This is a genomic window from Ruegeria hyattellae, assembly GCF_041537925.1.
GTDB lineage: Bacteria > Pseudomonadota > Alphaproteobacteria > Rhodobacterales > Rhodobacteraceae > Ruegeria_C.
The window spans coordinates 214398-235070 of sequence record NZ_JBGOSH010000002.1; the positions used below are offsets into that span (position 1 = coordinate 214398).

A 20673-nucleotide genomic window follows, 5' to 3' on the forward strand; every position below is an offset into this window, starting at 1 on the left:
TCGACCCAAAGGCAAGAAGCGGCTGGCCTGTCGGCGGCAGATGGAACGGCCAAGCGGCGGAGCATCGCCGACCCGGGGCTTGCGCCGGTTCGGGCAGCACCGGGCGGTTGCGCCCTCCAAGGCGCGCGCTATCTCCGATCGCTCATAAAGGTTGTTTGGTTGCTGCAACCGGCTCATAGTGCGGGCAATGCCAATAGCCTTGATCCGAGGACTAATGTGCCGATGCAAAGACTCGTAACCCATTGTCTTTTTGCACTTTGCCTGGGTGGCACCACCGCTGCACAAACCCAGGATGATCCGGTGCCGGGCGTGGTTGTGGCCACCGTCACCAGCGCGGTCGTTCAGAATGCCGACGCCTATGTGGGTCGCGTGATCGCGCAGCAGCGTGTCGATCTGCAGGCGCGGGTCGAGGGTATTTTGCAGGAGATCAACTTCACCCCTGGCAGCCTAGTGTCCAAGGGCGACGTACTGTTCCGGATTGAACAGGATGTCTACGAAGCCAATGTCGCGAGTGCCAAAGCCTCTGTCGCCGGAGCCGAAGCAACCGCCAAAGGTTCGGATGTGGTGCTCAAACGAAACCAGAACCTGCTGGAAAAAGGCGATGTGCCGCAATCGGTGGTGGACGGGGCGCTGGCCGATTACGGTCAGGACCTTGCCGCGGTGGATCAGGCCAAAGCTGCGCTGAAGCTGGCGCAGATCAACCTGGGTTATACCGACATCACCAGCCCGCTGGATGGCCGCATCAGCTGGTCGTCGGTGGATGCCGGCAACGTCATCAGTTCTGACAGCGGCGTACTGGTCACCGTCACCAGCGTCGATCCGATCTTCGTCAGCTTTTTTGTCAGCGAAGGGACCCTGATCGACCTACGCAAAAAGGGCCTGATCGCCGACCATGAGATCAAGCTGAAGGCGCGCCTTCACCTGTCGGATGGCAGCGATTACGGCGCCAGCGGGCAGGTGATCTATATCAGTACGCAGGTCCGGCAGGACACCGACACGATCGAGCTGCGGGCCAGTTTCGCCAACCCCGATGGCGCGCTGCTGCCTGGCCAGTTCGTCTCGGCCTATCTCGAGGACACCGATGCCACGCCCAGTCTGACGGTGCCGCAATCGGCGCTGCAACTGGACAAGGACGGGCACTTCGTCTTTGTGCTCGACGACAAAAACGTGGTTCACCGCCAGCAGGTCGATACCGGCCAGCAGATCGCCGGGGCGTGGCAGATCACCTCGGGCCTGAATGCAGGTCAGGTGGTGGTGGTGCAGGGGTTGCAGAAAATCCATGACGGCGCGTCGGTCACCCCGGTGGATGCGAGCGGTCAACCGACGCAATGATCCCGCGCTACTTCATCGAGCGTCCGAATTTCGCGATCGTCATTGCAATTCTGATGGTGCTGGCCGGGTTATTGGGCGTCCGCCTGATCCCGATCGCGCAATACCCCGAGATCACGCCTCCGCAGGTATATGTGACCACCAGCTATCCCGGTGCCGATGCGGCACTGATCCAGGAGGCCGTGGCAACCCCGATCGAAGAGCAGGTCAATGGCGTGGATGGCATGCTGTATATGTCGTCGGGCAGCTCGAACAGCGGAACCTATGAGCTGACCGTGACATTCGAGATCGGCACCGATCCCGATATCGCGGCAATCGATGTGCAGAACCGTGTCGCGCTGGCTGAACCGGTGCTGCCACCCCCGGTGATCCAGCAGGGGATCAATGTCTCGAAGCGCTCGGGTGGGATGATGATGGTAATCAACCTGACCTCGCCTGACGGATCGCGCGATGAGCTGTTTCTCAGCAACTACGCTGCCGATTTTGTGCAGGATCCGCTGGCTCGGATCGCAGGCGTCAGCGCGATCAGCCAGTTCGGGCCACTGCAATACAGCATGCGGGTCTGGACCCGACCCGACAAGATGGCGGCGCTGAACATCACCGCCACCGAAATAGCCGAAGCGATCCAGAACCAGAATGTCGAGGCTGCCGCAGGCCAGTTGGGCGCGCCGCCCTTTGGCAGCAAAACCTCGGATTTCCAGTTCAAGCTGCAGGCACGCGGCTTGTTGCGCGAAGCTGAGGAGTTCGAGCGGATCATCGTCGCCTCAAACACCGACGGCTCGCTGGTGCGGCTGGGCGACGTGGCTCGGGTCGAGCTCGGGGCGGAAAGCTATTCGGGTGCGTCGCGCTTTAACGGCAAGGGCTCGGCAGCGATCGCCATCCATCAGGAGGCCACCGCCAACGCGCTTGATATCGCCAATGCCGTTTTGGCCGAGCTGGATCATCTGGCGCAGAAATTTCCCGACGGCGTGAGCTACGAAATCCCCTATGACATCACCACCGCTGTGCGGTTATCGATCCGCGACATTCTGTTCACGCTGGGCCTGACCGCTGGTCTGGTTGTCCTCGTCACCTTCCTGTTCCTGGCAAGCTGGCGCGCCACCATCGTGCCCGCCATCGCGATTCCGGTCTCGCTGCTGGGGGCGGTGGCGCTGATCTTTCTGATCGGGTTCAGCGCCAACATGATCACCCTGCTGGCCCTGGTGCTAGCAATCACTCTTGTGGTCGATGACGCCATCGTCATTATCGAAAATGCCGAACGCATCATGGAGGATGAGGGGCTTGAACCGCGCGCCGCCACCGAGAAAGCCATGGATCAGGTCACACGCCCGATCATCGCCACCACTTTTGTGCTGGCCGCGGTCTTTGTGCCGGTCTGCTTCTTTCCCGGCATCACCGGCAAAATCTATCTGCAGTTTGCGCTGACCATCATCTTTGCCTTCATGCTCTCGGCGGTGAATGCGCTGACCCTTGGCCCGGCGCTCTGCGCTCTGCTGCTGCGACAGGGCGTCCGACCGCGCGGCCCGCTGCGGCTGGTGCCTGCGCTGATCGCCCGGGTGCGCGGGCTCTATATGCGGCTGGTCCAAGTAATGCTGCGCTATCTGGCGCTGAGCCTGCTGGTCTTCGCCAGTTTCGTGGGCGGCACGATCTATCTGTTCAAAACCGTGCCCACCGGGTTCATCCCCCCCGAAGACAGCGGCATCCTGCTGGCGGGCATCGACCTGCCCGACGGGGCCTCGCTTGCACGGACCGAGGCAGTGATGACCCAGGTCGATAGCATGATCCGGGCGATGCCGGGAGTACACAGCGTCACCACCATATCAGGATTCAGTATGATGAGCGGCACCAAGCCCAGCACCGGCATGGTGGTGATCGCGCTTGATCCTTGGGACCAGCGCACATCGTCCGAGTTGCAATGGTATTCGATCATGGGGGCGGCCAATGAAAAACTGGCGACCTTGCCCGAGGCAACTTCTTTCGTGTTCCCACTGCCCTCGATCCATGGTTTGGGCATCGGCGGCGGCGTGTCGGCAGAACTGGTCGATCTTGCTGATGGTGATGTCGACAAGCTGGATGCCGCCAAGACCGCCTTCCTGACCGCGCTGAACGCCGCCTCCGAATTCAGCCATGTGCATAGCAGCTTCTCGGCCAGCGTGCCGCAATACCTGCTGTCGGTCGACCGCGACCGGGCCGAGACCCTGGGTGTGGAGGTGATCGACATCTTCTCGGCGCTGCAGGCGAGCCTGAGTTCTTACTACGTTGGCAATTTCATCAAACGCAACAAGGTCCACTGGATCGTGATATCCGCGGATGCAGATTTCCGGCAGTCGCTGGACGATATCGGCAACATCTATGTCAAGAATGCCGATGGCGACTCGTTCCCTCTGCGTGTGCTGGTCCGCTATGAGCCGGTGCTGGGGCCAGACAGCATCCCGCGCCACAACCTTTATACCGCGGCCTCGATCAATGCGCAGCTTGCAGAGGGAATTAGCTCAGGTCAGGCCATCGCCGCCATGCAAACCGTCGCCGATACCAGCCTGCCGGATGACTTTGACATCGAGTGGTCCGGCGTGACCCAGCAGGAAGTCGCGGCGGGTGGGCTGGTGACCTACATCCTGATGGGCGCGGTGGTTCTGTCCTATCTCTTTTTGGTGGCCCTTTACGAAAGCTGGATGCTGCCGCTGGCGGTGATGACCTCGACGGTATTTGCGATCTTTGGCGCGTTGGTGCCGCTGGCGATGTTCCCGCATCTCACCAACAACATCTTTGCGCAGGTGGGGATGGTTTTGCTGATCGGTCTGGCTGCCAAGAAGGCGATCATGGTGGTCGAGTTTGCAAATGACGAACGCACGAGTGGCACGCCGGTCCGCGACGCGGCGTTGAAAGCGGCCGAGCTTCGGTTTCGCCCGGTCACGATGACGGGGCTGTGCTTCATTATCGGCGTGCTGCCACTGGTGTTGGCCACAGGGGCGGGAGCAGCGGGGCGGGTCTCCATCGGCTATCCGGTGCTGATCGGCATGATCTTTGACAGCACGATCGGCCTGCTGATGATCCCGGTACTTTACCTGACCTTCCAGTCGCTGCGCGAGCGGACGCTGTCCTGGATGCGCGGCAGGCAGAGCGTTGACGGTAGCTGAGCACAACCCGGTCAGACGTTCAGCGGCAGCCGTTCGATGATCTTCCAACTCTCCACTGGCCGGGTTTCCGCAGAGGCAACCAGATCCAAAAAGGCCAGCGGTGCGGGTTGGTCACAAAACGTGGCGGTGATCCGGTCGAGAAGCGGTTTCGGAACCTCTCCGGCAAGACTGCCATAGGCCAGGCTGACATGAGGCGGGTAGGCCGGATCGAGATCAAGCTCATCCAGCAATTGTTGCCGCGCATGTGCAACCTGGACGGGCAGGGCGACCTCAAGAAAGAGGGACTGAAAATAGGTTTCGCCATGGGTCAGTTGCCCGAACCGGCCCTGAAGGCGCGGGGCGATCGGCCCGATCCGCTCCGAGGTGAAAATCTCGCGCACCTGATCCTGGGGCAGGTCACCCACAAGTGTTACATGCGGCTGGAAGACCGGCCCATTGGTCATCTTGGCGAGCGCTACAACGTGCTCGCTCAGTTGTTCCTCAAGAGGCTGCGGAAAAGTGAGCCAGAGGGAATAATGGTCAGACACGAGGGGCAGGTCCTTGGGGTTTGGATTGGCAATTCAGCGGAGCTTAGCAGGGTTTCGACTACACTTGCGTAACATATCCAAGGGCCTTCTGCATTGCGGGCCAAGTGTGGGCAACTTGGGCAGGGCGGCATTTGCAACGATCCTTCATCACGTTGAAAAGATGCATGTATTTCCCGCTGGTTCCTGCTTGGAATATATGAACCGTCCGACGTCAGAACCAACGAACTAAATCGTTGGTCACGCTCTTTGTTTCACAGAATCGTCAAACAATCTCCCTAACTGGTCGCGGATGCAAGTCGGTGGGGTCACTCGACGCCAACCGTAGCAACGCAAGCTTCCACGCACGCCACGACCCACCCTTTGTCTCAAAAAATGACGGCTATGACGGCGCGGATACCCAAATCCTGGTCAAAAACGGCGCCATCAAGGCCCATTTCAACTCTCTAAAACACTGGCAGGATCAGGGGCTGTTCAAATGGTACGGCACCCGCTGAGGCGATAGTGCCAAGCCCTTCGAAGAGGGCAAGGTTGCCATGTGGCTGGGCTCGTCGTGCTCGTTTGGTGGTCTGATCCAAAAGGTCGACTTTCCGTTTTTGGCCACCATGCTGCCCTATCGGGAGGGTCTGAATGTCGACCACAAGCAGACCTTTATCGGCGGTGCGGCGCTGTTTGCGATGGCAGGCAAGTCAGATGAGGGAAACAAGGCGACTACCGAATTTTCAACCTCCTGACCTCGCCCGATGTGCAGCACCTGCGGCATGGTATGTTGGGCGGGCAGGCGTTTTCGGTCAGCGTGAAAAGGGACCACGAGGCCCGAAACGGCTCCATCCCGGTGGGCATCAACCCTGACGCTGCGCACTTCTTTTCGCGCGAGGACGGGACCCGTATCTGAATGGGCCCTGGGTCTCAGGCCGAGGTGGGCTGCGCCGACGGTTCGGGCTTTGCGACGATATAGCTGAACAGCGCCGACAGGATCGAAAAACCGACGATCATCACCAGTGCCCAGACGGTCTCATGAAGATGCGCGATCGCCGCCAGCGAGGCAGAGACCACGATCGCGGTCAGCCGGCTCAGGCTGCGCGATACGGCCACGCCGCGCACCCGTTCCTCTTTCGGTGCGAGGTCCATGTAATAGAGGCCCCGCACCGTCACCAGCCCATTCACTGCCACGGTGATGACGAACATCGACACCGCATGAAGATGCACGTTGTTGTCCAGATGCAGAAAATGCGCACCCACCAAAACCATCCCCGTCACTGCCACCAACAGGCAGCTCGAGACCATGACCGTGCGGTGCGACCGGTTGTTCAGCGTCCGCCAGAGGGGGCCCGACACCACCGCGCCCGCCGCCGTTGAAACGATCAGCGCGGTCAGCCCCTTGTCGGAATGCTTGTGGGTCTCGGCCGAGATCAGCGCAAAGAAAGGCACCGACAGGATGGTTACGACATAGAGCAGCCGGATGCTCATGTATTTGCGGAACCAAGGGTGTTTCAGCATGTCAAAGGCATTGAGGATGTAATCCTTCAGCGCCGCGATGGGTGACCGGGTCGGGGCGGTGCCGTGTTTGATGCTGGCACCTGTGTCACGCACAGCTAGAGTTACGAAACCGGCCACCATGAAGCACAGGATCGCGATGGTAATCACAATTGAATGCCGGTGCAGCGGGGGCATCTCTTTGGTCATTTCATGGGCGGTCAGGGTCAGCGCAATGGCAATGCCACCGCCAAGGGCCAGTTGGGCGTATTTCATCCGCATCCGTGACCGGGATTGCAGGTTGTCGCTGATGAAATCGGTCAGCAGCAAGGTCTGGCTTTCGTCGATCAGGCCAAGAACGAAAATCACCACCGCAAAGACCACCATGATCACCGGCGGCGTCCCAAGCAGCGCCGCCGCGATGGCCAGCACAAAACAGACCCCCAGCGCGATATCAGTCAGCGACAGGGCCAGCTTGCGGTTCCTGATGCGCGATATCGGATCGTACAAAAAGATATCTGTCAACGTGCCCGCCACCTGCCGGATGGTTACCAGCGCGCCGACAAACAGCACCGGCAGGTCCAGCGCCACCGCCAAAAAGGTCAGTACGATAGATGGGCTGGCCATGGTCCAGGCCACCTGTGCCACCGTGCTCTGACCAGTGATGATCGGGAAGTTGCGCTTTTCAACCTTTGCCAGATCGTCCGTCATTCATATCCGCCTGTAGGTGTTCTGTTCCGCAAACCATGTCCTATCAGCCTTGCCGGGTCAAAAGAAGCGTTAGCGCTTAAATCCGGCTGTACTGCGTCTGAAACAGCCTTCATGACGGGCGAGTGGTCGGTAATTTCGTGCAAAATGAAGAAATATGCCGATGATGAATTAAAATTCATTGCGCCGAATCGTCGTGCGACGTAGGAATGCCAGTCATAATGGAGTCCACGGGGCAACAGTGAGGACATTATGACAGTGATCGCAACGCGGAAGGGCTGTATCTGACATGGCAGCCAGTGACACAAAGCCCCCCGCCATCGAGCTTAAGGGTATTTCCAAGGCCTTTGGGCCGGTTCAGGCCAACAAGGATATCTCGATCTCGGTTCGGCCCGGTTCGATCCACGGAATCATCGGCGAAAACGGCGCTGGCAAATCCACTCTGATGAGCATCCTTTACGGCTTCTACAAGGCCGACAAGGGCGAGGTCTGGATCAACGGCACCAAAACCGACATCCCCGACAGCCAGGCCGCCATCGCCGCTGGCATCGGCATGGTGTTCCAGCATTTCAAGCTGGTCGAGAACTTCACCGTGCTGGAAAACATCGTGCTGGGCGCCGAAGAAGGGAGTTTGCTGCGCCCGTCGCTTGCCAAGGCAAGGGGCGAGCTGGAGCATCTGGCCAGGGAATATGAACTGAATGTCGATCCCGATGCGGTCACCGAGAACCTAAGCGTTGGCCACCAGCAGCGGGTGGAGATCCTCAAGGCGCTTTACAGGCAGGCACAAATCCTGATCCTCGACGAGCCCACCGGCGTGCTGACGCCCTCTGAGGCAGATCAGCTATTCCGCATCCTCGACCGCCTGCGGTCAGAGGGCAAAACCATTATCCTGATTACGCATAAACTGCGCGAGATCATGGAATATACCGACACGGTCAGCGTGATGCGGCGCGGCGAGATGACCGCAACCGTCAAGACTTCTGAAACCAGTCCCGAGCATCTGGCCGAGTTGATGGTAGGCCGCAAGGTTTTGCTGCGGGTCGACAAGACCCCCGCCAAGCCGGGCAAGCCCATCCTCGAGGTGGAAGGCCTGCGGGTTGTCGATGGCAGCGGTGTCGAGCGAGTCAAGGGAATCGACCTGACCGTGCGCGCCGGAGAGATCGTGGGCATCGCCGGGGTGGCGGGCAACGGCCAGTCGGAACTGCTTGAGGTTCTGGGCGGCATGCGCCCAGGCGAAGGCACCGTACGGCTGAACGGCGAGGATCTGCCGCTGTCGGGCGCGGGTTCTGACGGGCGGGCGCGACGCGCCATGCACATCGCCCATGTGCCCGAAGACCGTCACCGCGAGGCGCTGATCATGAATTTCAGCGCCTGGGAAAACGCGGTCTTCGGCTACCACCATGATGAGCGCTGGACCTCCGGGCCGTTTATGAAGAACGCCGCTATTCTGGAGGAAGCCCACCAGATGATGGGACGTTTCGACGTGCGCCCACCCAATCCGCGCTTGGCCGCCAAAAGTTTTTCCGGCGGCAACCAGCAGAAAATCGTGCTGGCCCGTGAGATCGAGCGGAACCCCGATCTGCTGATGATCGGCCAACCGACGCGGGGCGTCGATATCGGCGCCATCGAATTCATCCACCAGCAGATCGTGGCACTGCGCGATCAGGGCAAGGCAATACTGTTGGTCAGTGTCGAACTGGAAGAGATCCTGTCGCTGGCCGACCGGGTCGCGGTGATGTTCGACGGCCATATCATGGGCGAGCGCGACGCCGCCGCCACCGATGAACGCGAACTGGGCCTGCTGATGGCGGGTGTCACAGGGGAGGACGCCGCATGAGGACCTTGCCACATTGGGCGGATGTCGTCCTGATCCCATTGATCAGCCTGCTTCTGGCGGGCTTACTGTCGGCGCTGGTCGTGCTGGCCATCGGTGAAAACCCGATCGCCGCGTTCAAGCTGATGGTCGAGGGCTCGCTGATGCGCTCGGCGGGCTGGGGCTATACGCTCTATTACGCCACCAATTTCATCTTCACCGGCCTTGCGGTTGCCGTTGCCTTTCACGCGCGGCTCTTCAATATCGGCGGTGAGGGACAGGCGATCGTCGCGGGCCTCGGCGTTGCGCTGGTCTGCCTCTACATCCCTTGGCCGCATTGGTCGATCGCCCTGATAGGGGCGACGGTCGCGGCGGGGCTGTTCGGGGCGCTGTGGGCCTTTATCCCAGCCTATCTGCAAGCCGAACGTGGCAGCCATATCGTGATCACCACGATCATGTTCAACTTTATCGCCGCCGCATTGCTGAACTATGTGCTGGTCAACCTGCTGCGCCCGACAGGCGCAATGGACCCCGCCTCGGGCCCGTTCCCCGACGCGACCAATCTGCCCACCTTCCAGGCCCTGTTCTCGACTGCCGAGACGCCGATGTTCAGGGGGGCGCCCGCGAATGTGACCTTCTTCCTTGCGCTGCTTGCCTGCGTGCTGGTCTGGCTGCTGATCTGGCGCACCAAGCTGGGCTACGAGATCCGCAGTTTCGGTCAGTCGGAAACGGCGGCGAACTATGCGGGCATCCACCCGAAGCGCATCGTCGTGATCGCGATGCTGATCTCGGGCGCGCTGGCCGGACTGATGTCGATCAACACCACTATGGGCGAGGCCGAACGGCTGGTTCTGAACTCGGTCGAAGGGGCCGGATTCATCGGCATCGCCGTGGCGCTGATGGGCCGCAACCACCCGTTCGGCGTGCTGCTGGCGGCGCTTCTGTTTGGGTTCCTCTATCAGGGCGGCGCGGAACTGGCGCTCTGGACCGATATTCCGCGCGAGCTGATCGTCGTCATTCAGGCGCTGGTCATCATGTTCACCGGAGCATTGGACAACATGGTCCGAATGCCGCTCGAATCGCTCTTTGCCATGATGCGCAGGGGGAACTCGTGATGGATTTCCTGACCCTTCTTCAAGTGCTCGATTCCTCTGTGCGTCTGGCTACGCCGTTGTTGCTGGCCTGCCTCGCGGGGCTGTTCTCGGAGCGCGCGGGCGTCATTGACATCGGCCTCGAGGGCAAGATGCTGGTCGCGGCGTTCTTTTCGGCTGCCATCGCCTACATGTCCGGCTCTGTCTGGGTCGGACTGCTGGCAGGTATCGCCGCGTCGGTGGCGCTGGCGCTGATCCACGGTCTAGCCTCGATTACTTTCCGGGGCAACCAGCTGATCTCGGGAGTGGCGATCAACTTCCTTGCGGCCGGCGTGACCGTGCTGGTGGCCCAGCACTGGTTTGAACAGGGCGGTCGCACGCCTTCGTTGACCGGGGCCGGTCGGTTCGAGTCAGTGACGCTGCCCTTGGCCGAAACGCTGAAAAATGTGCCAGTTTTGGGTCCGATCTATTTCGAGCTGATTTCGGGCCAATTCCTGTTGGTCTATATCGCGGTGCTGGTTGTGCCGCTGACCTGGTGGGTTCTGTATCGCACTCGCTTCGGTCTGCGCCTGCGCGCGGTGGGTGAAAACCCCGCCGCCGTTGACACCGCCGGTATTTCGGTTACGCGCCTGCGTTATATGGCCGTGATCATCTGCGGCGTGCTGTGCGGACTGGCGGGTGCCTATCTGGCCACCGCGCTGCAGGCCGGGTTCGTCAAGGACATGACCGCCGGGCGTGGCTTTATTGCGCTGGCCGCATTAATCTTTGCCAAGTGGAAGCCCTGGCCCGCCATGTGGACCTGTCTGCTGTTCGGCGTGCTGCAGGCTGTAGCGCTGCGCTACCAGAATATCGAGATTGGCAATTTCGTGATCCCGGTCCAGTTTATGGATGCGCTGCCTTATATCCTGACTGTGGTGATTCTGGCAGGCCTCGTGGGCCGCGCCGTGCCGCCGCTGGCCGGTGGCGAACCCTACTCCAAAGAACGCTGATCCCTGCGGGATCAGCCTCGGACTGCAGAGTCGTGAGATGAAAAAGAGCACCGACAATCTCAGATACCTGTCGACCAAGACGGCATGGATGTCCTTTGTCGCCGGGCAGACGCAGTCGCAAATCGCTCGCGAGCTTGAGATGTCACAATCCAAGGTGCACCGGCTGATCAACCACGCGCTGGAACGGGGCTATGTGACAATCCGGATCGAGGGCGGTTCGGAAGAGCTGCTGGATCTGGAAAACCGCCTGAAACAAACCTTCGGCCTGGCCCGTTGCACGGTGGCATCCGCAGGCATGTCGGGCCGTGACGACCATGAGGCGCTGCTGCAGAGCGTTGGCGAAGCCGCCGGGCACTACCTGTCGCAACTGCTTGAAAAAAAGGCGATCATGCAGATCGGCGTCGGCATGGGCGAAACCATGAGTGCTGCCGTGGCCGCGATGCACACGGCTCAGCGGGCCGATCTGAAAATCGTCTCGATCACCGGCAGCCTCTTGCGCAAGCTTTCGGCCAACCCGCTGGATGTGGTGATGCGGATGCAGCGCAAGACCGGAGGCGAGGCCTATTTCCTGCCGGTGCCTTATCTGGCCTCTTCGGTCGCGGAACGCGAAAGCTTCCAGTCCTATCAGAGCGTGCAGGAGTTGATGGAGCTGGCCCGGCAATCCGACATTTTTGTGGTCGGCATCGGCTCGATCGATGCGGAAAGCAACCTGGCCCGCACACAGGAGATCAGCGCGCAGGAACTGGACGACCTGCGTGATGCTGGCGTGGTGGGCGATATCGCGGGCAGTTTTTATGACATCAACGGCCGGATCGTCGAAACCGAGCTTGGCCGCAAGACCGTGGGTATGCGCGGGCAGGAACTGGCGGGTCGCCGCGTGCTGGGCATGGCTGCGGGGCTGCGCAAGACACAAGCGGTGCTGGGGGTGCTGCGTTCGGGGCTGATCCATGAGATCGTTCTGGACGAACACCTAGCCCGCGCTGTCCTGTCCGAGGCCCCCGTTGGCTTTGGAGGCACCACATGACCCGCGCTTTGCTTATCGTGATAGATTCCGTCGGCATTGGCGGCGCGCCGGATGCGTCTGCGTTTGGCGACGCAGGGTCGAATACCGTTGGCCATATACTCGATGCGCGGGGCGAGGCTGGGCTGGCCGTGCCGAATCTTGCCGATATGGGTCTGTTTCAGGCGCTGGTCCATTCCAGCGACAATGCCTGGACTGATCTGCAGCCGCGACCGAACGCAACTTGGGCGGTAGGCCGCGAGGTGGGGCGGGGCAAGGACACGCCTTCGGGCCATTGGGAAATCACCGGCCTGCCGGTGATGGAGCCGCCGCATGTCTTTGAAGCGCTGGAAAGCTCGTTTCCTCAAGCGCTGCTCGACGCGCTGATTGCGCAAGGCGACCTGCCCGGTATCCTCGGCAACAAACACGCCTCCGGCATGCCGGTCCTGCGCGAACTGGGCGAAGAGCATATCCGCACCGGCAAGCCCATTGTCTACACTTCAGCCGATTCCGTGCTGCAGATCGCCGCACATGAGGGCAGCTTTGGTCTCGACCGGCTCTATGAACTCTGCCGCACCGCGCGTGCAATCTGCGACGACTACCGCGTGGGCCGAGTGATCGCACGGCCCTTCGTCGGTGGAACGGCGCAGGATTTCAAACGCACCGGAAACCGCCGCGATTTCACCATGCCGCCAGGTGAGGACACGATACTCGACACCCTGATCGCCGCAGGGCGGCAGGTGATGGCCATGGGCAAGATCAGCGACATCTATGCCGGCCGCGGCATCACCGAGACCCGTAAGGCCCATGGCAACATGGCGCTTTTTGACCTGACGCTCACCGCGATGGACGACCTGCAAGAAGGCGGATTGATGTTCGCCAACTTTGTCGATTTCGATACCGAGTTTGGCCATGCCCGCGACCCACTGGGCTATGCCAAGGCGCTGGAAGACTTCGACGCGCGCCTGCCCGAACTGTTTGCCAGGATGGCCCCGGGCGACCTGCTTATCATCACCGCCGATCACGGCAATGACCCCACCTGGGCCGGTACCGACCACACGAGGGAACAGGTGCCGGTTCTCATCAAATCGAAAACGCTGGACCCTGCCGGTCTGGGCGTGCGCCCCTTTGCAGATATCGGTGCCACAATCGCCGATTATCTGGGCGTGCCCACGACCCCGCATGGCACCAGCATGCTGCCCCTGCTAGGAGAGAAACAGTGACTGTTTCCACAAAAGACATCACCCAAACGGCCGACCAACTGCCGGTCGCCGCCCACCCCGCGCGGTTCCCGCGCAATCCCGGTATTCCGCTGGACCTCGACTGGGTGTCCTCGGTTCAGGTCAACACCTCGGCGGTGGAACGCCGCGCCGGATCTCTGGGTGCGCGGCGCAGCGTCAAAAAGGACTATCAGGCCGCCTGGCTGCTGCGTGCGATCACACTGATGGATCTGACCACGCTCAATGGCGACGACACGCGTGGCAAGGTCCGCCGCCTGTGTGCCAAGGCCAAACGTCCGCTGCGCCACGATCTTGTCGAGGCGCTGGGGGTTGAAGAGCTCAACATCACCACGGGTGCTGTCTGCGTCTATCACGACATGATCAGCACGGCGGTCGAGGCGCTGGAGGGGACAGGCATCCCGGTCGCCGCCGTCTCGACCGGGTTTCCCGACGCGCTTAGCCCCTTTCACCTGCGGGTGCAGGAAATCGAGGAATCGGTCAAGGCGGGTGCATCCGAGATCGACATCGTTATCTCGCGCCGACATGTGTTGACCGGCGATTGGCAGGCACTCTATGACGAGATGCGCGCATATCGCGAGGCCTGTGGCGAGGCGCATGTGAAGGCGATCATCTCGACCGGCAATCTGGGCACCCTGCGCAATGTGGCGCGCGCGTCCCATGTCTGCATGATGGCGGGGGCCGATTTCATAAAGACGTCGACCGGCAAGGAAAGCGTCAACGCAACGCTCCCGGTCAGCCTGACCATGGTGCGCACCACCCGCGAATATGAGGCGCACACCGGATACAAGATCGGCTTCAAACCAGCGGGCGGTATTTCGAAGGCCAAGGATGCGCTGGTCTACATGTCGATGATGAAGGAAGAGCGCGGCAATGACTGGCTGGAACCGGACCTGTTCCGCTTCGGGGCCTCCAGCCTTCTGGGCGACATCGAACGCCAACTCGAACATTTCGTGACGGGCCGCTACTCGGCCACGTTCCGCCACGGCATCAGCTAGGATGACTGATATGACAGTTTCAGAGATCTTCAAGACCATGGAATACGGCACCGCCCCCGAAAGCACGTCCGAGGCGCAGGCCTGGCTCGACCGCCATGACCGTACCTTCGGCCTGTTCGTGAATGGTGCCTTCACCAAGCCCGGCAAGGAGTGTTTCGACAGCGTGAACCCCGCAAATGGCGAGGTGCTTGCCGCACTGACCGAGGCCACCGCCAAGGATGTGGACGCTGCCGTGAAGGCCGCCTCGAAGGCGCAGAAAAGCTGGGCCGCGCTTGGCGGGGCCGGGCGGGCCCGGCACCTCTATGCGCTGGCGCGGCTGATCCAGAAACACGCACGTCTGTTTGCGGTGCTGGAAAGCCTCGACAATGGCAAACCGATCCGCGAAAGCCGCGATGCGGATATCCCGCTGGCCGCGCGCCATTTCTACCATCACGCGGGTTGGGCGCAGCTGATGGAAAGCGAGATGCAAGGGTATGAGCCGATCGGCGTTGCCGGACAAGTGATCCCGTGGAACTTCCCCTTCCTGATGCTGGCGTGGAAGATCGCTCCGGCGTTAGCGATGGGCAATGCCGTGGTGCTTAAACCAGCGGAATACACCTCGCTCACAGCGCTGCTCTTTGCAGAGATCTGTATCGAGGCAGGTTTGCCCGAGGGTGTGGTGAACATCGTCACTGGCCACGGGCCCGTCGGCGCGATGATTGCCGAACACAAGGACGTGGCCAAGGTGGCCTTTACCGGTTCGACCCGGGTGGGCCGCATTCTGCGCGAACAGACCGCCGGGACCGGCAAGAAGCTGACGCTGGAGCTAGGTGGCAAATCCCCCTTTATCGTTTTCGACGACGCCGATATCGACAGCGCGATCGAGGGGATCGTGGATGCGATCTGGTTCAATCAGGGGCAGGTCTGCTGCGCCGGGTCGCGTCTGCTGGTGCAGGAGAGCATCGCAGAAGCCTTTCACGACCGGCTGCGGTTGCGGATGCAGAGCCTGCGCGTGGGCGACCCGCTGGACAAGTCCATCGACGTGGGTTGCATCGTTGATCCGGTCCAACACAAGCAGATCACCCAGATGGTCGAACAGGGCGTGGCCGAAGGCGCAACCGCGTTCCGCAGCGAAACCGTGTTGCCTGAGAATGGCTGCTATTACGCGCCGACCTTGCTGACCGGGATCGAGGCGGGCGATACGCTGGCGCAGGAAGAGATATTTGGGCCGGTTCTGGTCTCGATGAATTTCCGAACGCCCGCCGAGGCGGTGCAGCTGGCCAACAACAGCCGCTACGGGCTCGCCGCGAGTGTCTGGACCGAGAATATCAACCTCGCCCTTGGGATCGCGCCACAGATCAAGGCGGGTGTGATCTGGGTCAATTGCACCAACCAGTTCGACGCAGCCGCAGGTTTTGGCGGCTATCGCGAAAGCGGGTTCGGGCGCGAGGGCGGGCGCGAGGGGCTGTATGAATATGTCAAACCGAGCTACCTGAAATCGCTCAAGGATGCCGCCCTGGTCAAACCCCACGCGCTTAGCGAAGGCGGCAGCGAGGGGATCGACCGCACTGCCAAGATGTATGTCGGCGGCAAGCAGGCCCGGCCCGACAGCGGCTATAGCACGCCGGTGACCTCCCCCAAGGGCAAGCTGATCAGCCATGTGGGTATGGGCACCCGCAAGGATATCCGCAACGCGGTTGAGGCAGCGTCTGTGGCGTCGGGCGGCTGGGCCAAGGCCTCGGGGCACAACAAGGCGCAGATTCTCTATTATATCGCCGAAAACCTCGCCGCGCGGGCGGAAGAGTTTCAGACCCGTCTGAGCGCAATGACCGGCGTCACGGTCAAATCCGCCACGCAAGAAGTCGACGCTGCCGTCAACCGGTTGTTCACTTATGCAGCCTGGGCTGACAAGTATGACGGGCAAGTGCATTCGGTGCCGGTGCGCGGCGTGACCGTGGCGATGAAGGAACCGGTTGGTGTGATAGGCATTGCCTGCCCTGATGACGCACCCTTGCTGGGATTCGTGTCGCTGGTCGCCCCGGCGATTGCAATGGGCAACACTGTCGTGGCGGTTCCCTCGCCGGTGCATCCGCTTGCGGCCACCGATCTCTATCAGGTTTTCGACACTTCGGACCTGCCGGGTGGGGTGGTCAATATCGTGACCGGAGATCGCGACGAGCTGACCAAGACCCTGGCCGATCACTATGGTGTGGATGGTGTCTGGTACCAAGGCACTGCTGAAGGCTCGACGATGGTGGAACACGCGGCGGCTGCCAACCTAAAACGGACCTGGGTGAATTACGGTAAGGCCATCGACTGGATGGACCCAGCTCAGAGCGAAGGCCAGGAATATCTGCGGCACGCAACCGAAGTAAAAAACGTCTGGATTCCCTACGGCGAATGAGCCCTGCGCGGAACACACCCTTCGGATCGCTGCCCGACGGCCAGCAGGTGCAGCGCGCAACCATCGCCCGCGACGGGTTGCGCGCGCATGTGCTGACCTATGGGGCGACCCTACAGGACCTGCGGCTGGACGGTGTTGCGCATCCTCTCGTGCTGGGTTGGCCCTCACTTGACGGCTACCTGCAGAGCGGTGCCTATTTCGGCGCCATTGTCGGGCGCTTTGCCAACCGGATCGCGCAGGGACGGTTTCGCGCGGGTGGGCGCTGGCATCAGGCCGACCGGAATTTCCTTGGTCGTCATTGCTTGCATGGCGGCGGTCAGGGCAGTGACAAGATGCTTTGGATGATAACCGAGCAGACCGATGACGGAGTGACGCTGGCTTTGCAGATGCCCGACTGCCATATGGGCTTTCCCGGCAATTTGTCAGTGACGGTGACTTATGCGATCCGTCCCGACGCCACGCTTGAGATTACAATCAAGGCACAGACCGATCAAAACACACCCTGCGGGTTCGCGCCGCACGGCTATTTTGCCTTGGGTGACAGCGGCAACATCAGCACCCATGACCTGACCATTCAGGCCGAACGGTATCTGCCCGTTGATGCCGATCTGATCCCCACCGGCGAAAAGCGCGACGTTGCTGGAACCCCATTCGACTTCCGCCAGCCCCGGAAGGTCGGCACGCATCCCTATGATCACAATTTATGCCTGTCTGCACAGCAGGTTCCGCTGCGCGAGGTGGCGCAGCTGACCGCGCCCGGCGGGGCTTTGAGCATGACGCTGGGCACCACGGAACCCGGCCTGCAGGTCTATACCAACAGCCAGTTCAACGAGCCCGACCGGCCAGGTTTGCAGGGCCGACCCTATGGGCGTTTTGCAGGTGTCGCGCTGGAGCCGCAGCTTTGGCCGGATGCGATGAATCAGCCAGGCTTTCCTACTGCAATTCTGACCCCTGATGCGCTCTATCGCAGCCAGAGCCAGTTCAGGTTTCGCCACCATATCTGATCTGATCGCCAGATCGGCGCTCCGGTCGGTTGACTTTTTGCCATATTTTAATTAACATGATAACTAATTGAGTCGGAGAGAAAGTAATGCCGCATCTGTCGATCGAGTATTCGGCAAATCTGGAGAATCGCGTCGATATCTCTGGGCTTTGCGCAAATCTGCGGCAGGCCGCTGAGCGTATCGAGGCGTTTCCATTGGCCGGGCTGCGCGTCCGCGCCTTGCGAGCCGATCATTTTGCCATTGCCGATGGCGATCAAAAACATGGCTTTGTCGACATTTCGGTCCGTTTGCGCGCAGGTCGCACGATGTCGGTACGCAAGGCGGCGGCGAACGCGCTGTTCCGCGCGGCGGAGGAATTTCTCAAACCCTACATGGCGCAGCATTCGCTGGCCCTGTCGCTGGAGATGCGGGACATTGACCCTGAGCTGTCGCCCAAAACCGGCACGATCCGCGATCACCTTGGAGACCCCCAATGACAGCGCTGACCCAGAATATCGAAGGACTTGGCGGCTTCTTGACCCGGTTCCGTACCGAGGGTATCCGGCACCGCATCGCCGGGCAGGACCGGGCCGGTTCGGCTGGGGTGTTCCAGACGATCTCACCAGTCGACAAGAGCGTGATCTGTGACGTGGCGCGCGGAGACGCTGCTGATATCGACGCGGCGGCGCAGGCGGCGGCGGGCGCCTTTGCCGATTGGCGCGACAAGCCCGCGACCGAGCGGCGCAAGATCCTGCTCAACGTGGCGGCGGGCATCGAGGCGCGGGCCGAGGAAATCGCGCTGTGCGAGTGCTGGGACACCGGCCAGGCGCTGCGCTTCATGTCCAAAGCGGCGCTACGTGGGGCTGAAAATTTCCGGTATTTCGCCGATCAGGTGGTGCAGGCACGCGACGGGCAGCACCTGAAATCGCCCACATTGATGAATGTCACGACCCGCGTCCCGATCGGCCCGGTCGGGGTAATCACGCCTTGGAACACGCCGTTCATGCTGAGCACTTGGAAGATCGCGCCAGCGCTGGCTGCGGGCTGCACGGTTGTCCACAAACCGGCTGAGGCCAGTCCGCTCACAGCGCGACTGCTGGTCGAAATCGCTGAAGAGGCGGGGCTGCCGCCCGGCGTTCTGAACATGGTGAACGGATTTGGCGAGGATGCGGGCCGCGCGCTGTGTGAGCATCCGTTGATCCGCGCGATTGCCTTTGTGGGTGAAAGCCGGACTGGAAGCCTCATCACCAAACAGGGAGCCGATACGCTCAAGCGCAACCATTTGGAACTGGGCGGCAAGAACCCGGTGATCGTGTTCGACGATGCCGATCTGGATCGGGCGTTGGACGCGGTGATCTTCATGATCTACTCGGTCAATGGCGAACGCTGCACCTCCTCCTCGCGGTTGTTGGTGCAGGACACGATTCGCGCTGAATTCGAGGCCAAGCTGGTCGAGCGGGTGAACAATATCAGGGTCGGCCATCCGCTGGACCCGGCGACCGAGATCGGGCCGCTGATCAGCGAAGAGCATTTCAACAAGGTTACTTCGTATTTCGACATCGCGCGTCAGGACGGTGCCACCATCGCCGCCGGGGGTGAGACGGTCGGAGATTCGGGCTATTTCGTGCGCCCGACGCTCTTCACCGCTGCCAACAACGACATGCGCATCGCGCGTGAGGAAATCTTTGGCCCGGTCCTGACCTCGATCACGTTTGCCACCGAGGAAGAGGCTTTGCAGCTTGCCAATCACACGCCCTATGGGCTTACCGGCTATGTCTGGACCAGTGACCTGACCCGCGCTTTGCGCGTTACCGACCGCCTGGAAGCGGGAATGATCTGGGTAAACTCCGAGAATGTCCGCCACCTGCCGACGCCATTCGGCGGCGTCAAATCCAGTGGGATCGGGCGCGATGGCGGCGACTGGTCCTTCGAGTTCTACATGGAGCAGAAACATATCGGTTTCGCGACCGGTGCCCACAAGATCCCGCGTCTGGGTGCGTAAAGGAGAGACCTCATGCCCGTTCCCGCCCCCAATCTCTATCCCGATTTCAACACCATTCGCCTCAGCCATGTGTGCCTGAATGTCAGGGACTTGGCCGCCTCGCGCGCCTTCTATGTTGATATGTTCGGGCTGCAGGTGAGTGATGAGGATGACAACCACATCTACCTGCGTGCGCTAGAGGAACGCGGGCATCATTCGGTGATCCTGCAGAAATCCGACCAGCCCGGCACGGTCGAAGTGATGGGGTTCAAGACCTTCGACGAGGACGATCTGGACCGCGCCGATGCGTATTTCCGGGCTAAAGGCCGACCCACTGAATGGGTACAGCGCCCCTATCAGGGCCGCACGCTGCTGACCTCGGACAATATGGGCATCCCGCTGGAGTTCTATCACCGGATGGACCGGCTGACGCCCATCCATCAGGAGTATGGGCGGTATCACGGGGTGCGCCCGCTGCGGATCGATCACTTCAACTGTTTTTCGACCAATGTGGATGACAGCGTCGCCTTCTACAGCGATTTCGGCTTTCGAGTGACCGAGTTCACCGAGGATGAAGAGACCAGCCGTCTCTGGGCCGCCTGGTTGCACCGCAAGGGCGGGGTGCATGATATGGCTTTCACCAATGGTACGGGGCCGCGGATGCATCACGTGGCCTTCTGGGTGGCCAATCCACTGCATATCATCGACCTGCTCGATGTAATGTCGACCACCGGCTATGTCGGCAATATCGAACGCGGGCCGGGTCGGCATGGGATTTCCAACGCCTTCTTTCTCTATATCCTCGATCCCGACGGGCACCGGATTGAAATCTACAGCTCGGATTACCAGACCGTCGATCCCGATCACGAGCCGATCAAATGGGACTTGAAGGACCCTCAGCGGCAAACGCTCTGGGGCGCACCCGCACCGCGTAGCTGGTTTGAACATGGCACTGCGTTTGTCGGCGTTCAAGTGAACGAGCCCGAGCTGGATGCCAGCCCGATCATCGCACCGTAGGAGAGA

Annotated in this window: 17 protein-coding genes; 15 read left to right on the plus strand and 2 right to left on the minus strand. The window is 61.1% G+C overall.

Going from position 1 to position 20673, the window contains the following annotated elements; all coding sequences use genetic code 11:
• Nucleotides 1-222: 222 nt before the first annotated feature.
• The gene (locus AB1E33_RS04960; RefSeq protein WP_372576152.1) at nucleotides 223-1332 is read left to right on the plus strand and encodes an efflux RND transporter periplasmic adaptor subunit; all 1110 of its coding nucleotides are present in this window, start codon (nucleotides 223-225) and stop codon (nucleotides 1330-1332) included.
• Nucleotides 1329-4466 (plus strand): efflux RND transporter permease subunit, encoded by a 3138-nt coding sequence (locus tag AB1E33_RS04965; RefSeq protein ID WP_372576153.1) that lies wholly within the window; start codon nucleotides 1329-1331, stop codon nucleotides 4464-4466. The genes AB1E33_RS04960 and AB1E33_RS04965 overlap by 4 nt, the downstream gene beginning before the upstream one ends.
• Nucleotides 4467-4477: 11 nt before the next feature.
• Here the strand turns inward: AB1E33_RS04965 and AB1E33_RS04970 are convergent, their stop codons facing one another.
• On the minus strand, nucleotides 4478-4993 hold the full coding sequence (locus AB1E33_RS04970; protein ID WP_372576154.1) for a hypothetical protein: 516 nt from the start codon (nucleotides 4991-4993) through the stop codon (nucleotides 4478-4480).
• 299 nt (nucleotides 4994-5292) lie between these two features.
• On the opposite strand from AB1E33_RS04970, the gene AB1E33_RS04975 reads away from it, so the two are divergent.
• Together AB1E33_RS04975 and AB1E33_RS04980 are read left to right on the plus strand one after the other, a co-directional pair.
• Nucleotides 5293-5487, plus strand: coding sequence for a hypothetical protein (locus tag AB1E33_RS04975; protein ID WP_372576155.1), 195 nt, complete (start codon nucleotides 5293-5295; stop codon nucleotides 5485-5487).
• 39 nt (nucleotides 5488-5526) lie between these two features.
• Nucleotides 5527-5724 carry a hypothetical protein gene (locus AB1E33_RS04980; protein WP_372576156.1) on the plus strand — a complete coding sequence of 66 codons (198 nt, stop codon included), beginning with the start codon at nucleotides 5527-5529 and terminating at the stop codon, nucleotides 5722-5724.
• A gap of 175 nt (nucleotides 5725-5899) precedes the next feature.
• On the opposite strand, the gene AB1E33_RS04985 is transcribed toward AB1E33_RS04980, so the two are convergent.
• Nucleotides 5900-7177 (minus strand): MFS transporter, encoded by a 1278-nt coding sequence (locus tag AB1E33_RS04985; RefSeq protein ID WP_372576157.1) that lies wholly within the window; start codon nucleotides 7175-7177, stop codon nucleotides 5900-5902.
• 286 nt (nucleotides 7178-7463) lie between these two features.
• Here AB1E33_RS04985 and AB1E33_RS04990 point away from each other — a divergent pair, with 286 nt between their 5' ends.
• The 11 genes from AB1E33_RS04990 (at nucleotide 7464) to hpaD (ending at nucleotide 20667) form a co-directional block, all read left to right on the plus strand.
• Nucleotides 7464-9011 (plus strand): ABC transporter ATP-binding protein, encoded by a 1548-nt coding sequence (locus AB1E33_RS04990; RefSeq protein ID WP_372576158.1) that lies wholly within the window; start codon nucleotides 7464-7466, stop codon nucleotides 9009-9011.
• The gene (locus AB1E33_RS04995; protein WP_372576159.1) at nucleotides 9008-10102 is read left to right on the plus strand and encodes an ABC transporter permease; all 1095 of its coding nucleotides are present in this window, start codon (nucleotides 9008-9010) and stop codon (nucleotides 10100-10102) included. The genes AB1E33_RS04990 and AB1E33_RS04995 overlap by 4 nt, the downstream gene beginning before the upstream one ends.
• On the plus strand, nucleotides 10102-11067 hold the full coding sequence (locus AB1E33_RS05000) for an ABC transporter permease (protein ID WP_372576160.1): 966 nt from the start codon (nucleotides 10102-10104) through the stop codon (nucleotides 11065-11067). Before AB1E33_RS04995 ends, AB1E33_RS05000 begins: the two co-directional genes overlap by 1 nt.
• A gap of 37 nt (nucleotides 11068-11104) precedes the next feature.
• Nucleotides 11105-12091, plus strand: a complete 987-nt coding sequence (locus AB1E33_RS05005; protein WP_372576161.1) for a sugar-binding transcriptional regulator — start codon at nucleotides 11105-11107, stop codon at nucleotides 12089-12091.
• Nucleotides 12088-13290 carry a phosphopentomutase gene (locus AB1E33_RS05010; protein ID WP_372576162.1) on the plus strand — a complete coding sequence of 401 codons (1203 nt, stop codon included), beginning with the start codon at nucleotides 12088-12090 and terminating at the stop codon, nucleotides 13288-13290. The genes AB1E33_RS05005 and AB1E33_RS05010 overlap by 4 nt, the downstream gene beginning before the upstream one ends.
• Nucleotides 13291-13307: 17 nt before the next feature.
• Complete coding sequence (deoC, locus tag AB1E33_RS05015; protein WP_372576617.1) at nucleotides 13308-14303, plus strand: deoxyribose-phosphate aldolase; 996 nt, start codon at nucleotides 13308-13310, stop codon at nucleotides 14301-14303.
• Between the two features lie 10 nt (nucleotides 14304-14313).
• Nucleotides 14314-16686, plus strand: a complete 2373-nt coding sequence (locus AB1E33_RS05020; protein ID WP_372576163.1) for an aldehyde dehydrogenase family protein — start codon at nucleotides 14314-14316, stop codon at nucleotides 16684-16686.
• Nucleotides 16683-17690, plus strand: a complete 1008-nt coding sequence (locus AB1E33_RS05025; protein WP_372576164.1) for an aldose epimerase family protein — start codon at nucleotides 16683-16685, stop codon at nucleotides 17688-17690. The genes AB1E33_RS05020 and AB1E33_RS05025 overlap by 4 nt, the downstream gene beginning before the upstream one ends.
• Nucleotides 17691-17776: 86 nt before the next feature.
• Nucleotides 17777-18166, plus strand: coding sequence for a 5-carboxymethyl-2-hydroxymuconate isomerase (locus tag AB1E33_RS05030; RefSeq protein WP_372576165.1), 390 nt, complete (start codon nucleotides 17777-17779; stop codon nucleotides 18164-18166).
• Nucleotides 18163-19671: a 5-carboxymethyl-2-hydroxymuconate semialdehyde dehydrogenase gene (hpaE, locus tag AB1E33_RS05035; protein ID WP_372576166.1), complete on the plus strand. Its 1509-nt coding sequence runs from the start codon at nucleotides 18163-18165 to the stop codon at nucleotides 19669-19671. Before AB1E33_RS05030 ends, hpaE begins: the two co-directional genes overlap by 4 nt.
• A gap of 12 nt (nucleotides 19672-19683) precedes the next feature.
• A complete protein-coding gene (hpaD, locus tag AB1E33_RS05040; RefSeq protein ID WP_372576167.1) occupies nucleotides 19684-20667 on the plus strand; it encodes a 3,4-dihydroxyphenylacetate 2,3-dioxygenase in 984 nt (327 codons plus the stop codon).
• Nucleotides 20668-20673: the final 6 nt, after the last annotated feature.

Coding starts and splice junctions, on each gene's coding strand:
- AB1E33_RS04960 (WP_372576152.1), top strand. CDS start 223: ATGCAAAGACTCGTAACCCATTGTCTTTTTGCACTTTGCCTGGGTGGC.
- AB1E33_RS04965 (WP_372576153.1), top strand. CDS start 1,329: ATGATCCCGCGCTACTTCATCGAGCGTCCGAATTTCGCGATCGTCATT.
- AB1E33_RS04980 (WP_372576156.1), top strand. CDS start 5,527: ATGTGGCTGGGCTCGTCGTGCTCGTTTGGTGGTCTGATCCAAAAGGTC.
- AB1E33_RS04985 (WP_372576157.1), bottom strand. CDS start 7,177: ATGACGGACGATCTGGCAAAGGTTGAAAAGCGCAACTTCCCGATCATC.
- AB1E33_RS04990 (WP_372576158.1), top strand. CDS start 7,464: ATGGCAGCCAGTGACACAAAGCCCCCCGCCATCGAGCTTAAGGGTATT.
- AB1E33_RS04995 (WP_372576159.1), top strand. CDS start 9,008: ATGAGGACCTTGCCACATTGGGCGGATGTCGTCCTGATCCCATTGATC.
- AB1E33_RS05000 (WP_372576160.1), top strand. CDS start 10,102: ATGGATTTCCTGACCCTTCTTCAAGTGCTCGATTCCTCTGTGCGTCTG.
- AB1E33_RS05005 (WP_372576161.1), top strand. CDS start 11,105: ATGAAAAAGAGCACCGACAATCTCAGATACCTGTCGACCAAGACGGCA.
- AB1E33_RS05010 (WP_372576162.1), top strand. CDS start 12,088: ATGACCCGCGCTTTGCTTATCGTGATAGATTCCGTCGGCATTGGCGGC.
- AB1E33_RS05020 (WP_372576163.1), top strand. CDS start 14,314: ATGACAGTTTCAGAGATCTTCAAGACCATGGAATACGGCACCGCCCCC.
- AB1E33_RS05025 (WP_372576164.1), top strand. CDS start 16,683: ATGAGCCCTGCGCGGAACACACCCTTCGGATCGCTGCCCGACGGCCAG.
- AB1E33_RS05030 (WP_372576165.1), top strand. CDS start 17,777: ATGCCGCATCTGTCGATCGAGTATTCGGCAAATCTGGAGAATCGCGTC.
- hpaE (WP_372576166.1), top strand. CDS start 18,163: ATGACAGCGCTGACCCAGAATATCGAAGGACTTGGCGGCTTCTTGACC.
- hpaD (WP_372576167.1), top strand. CDS start 19,684: ATGCCCGTTCCCGCCCCCAATCTCTATCCCGATTTCAACACCATTCGC.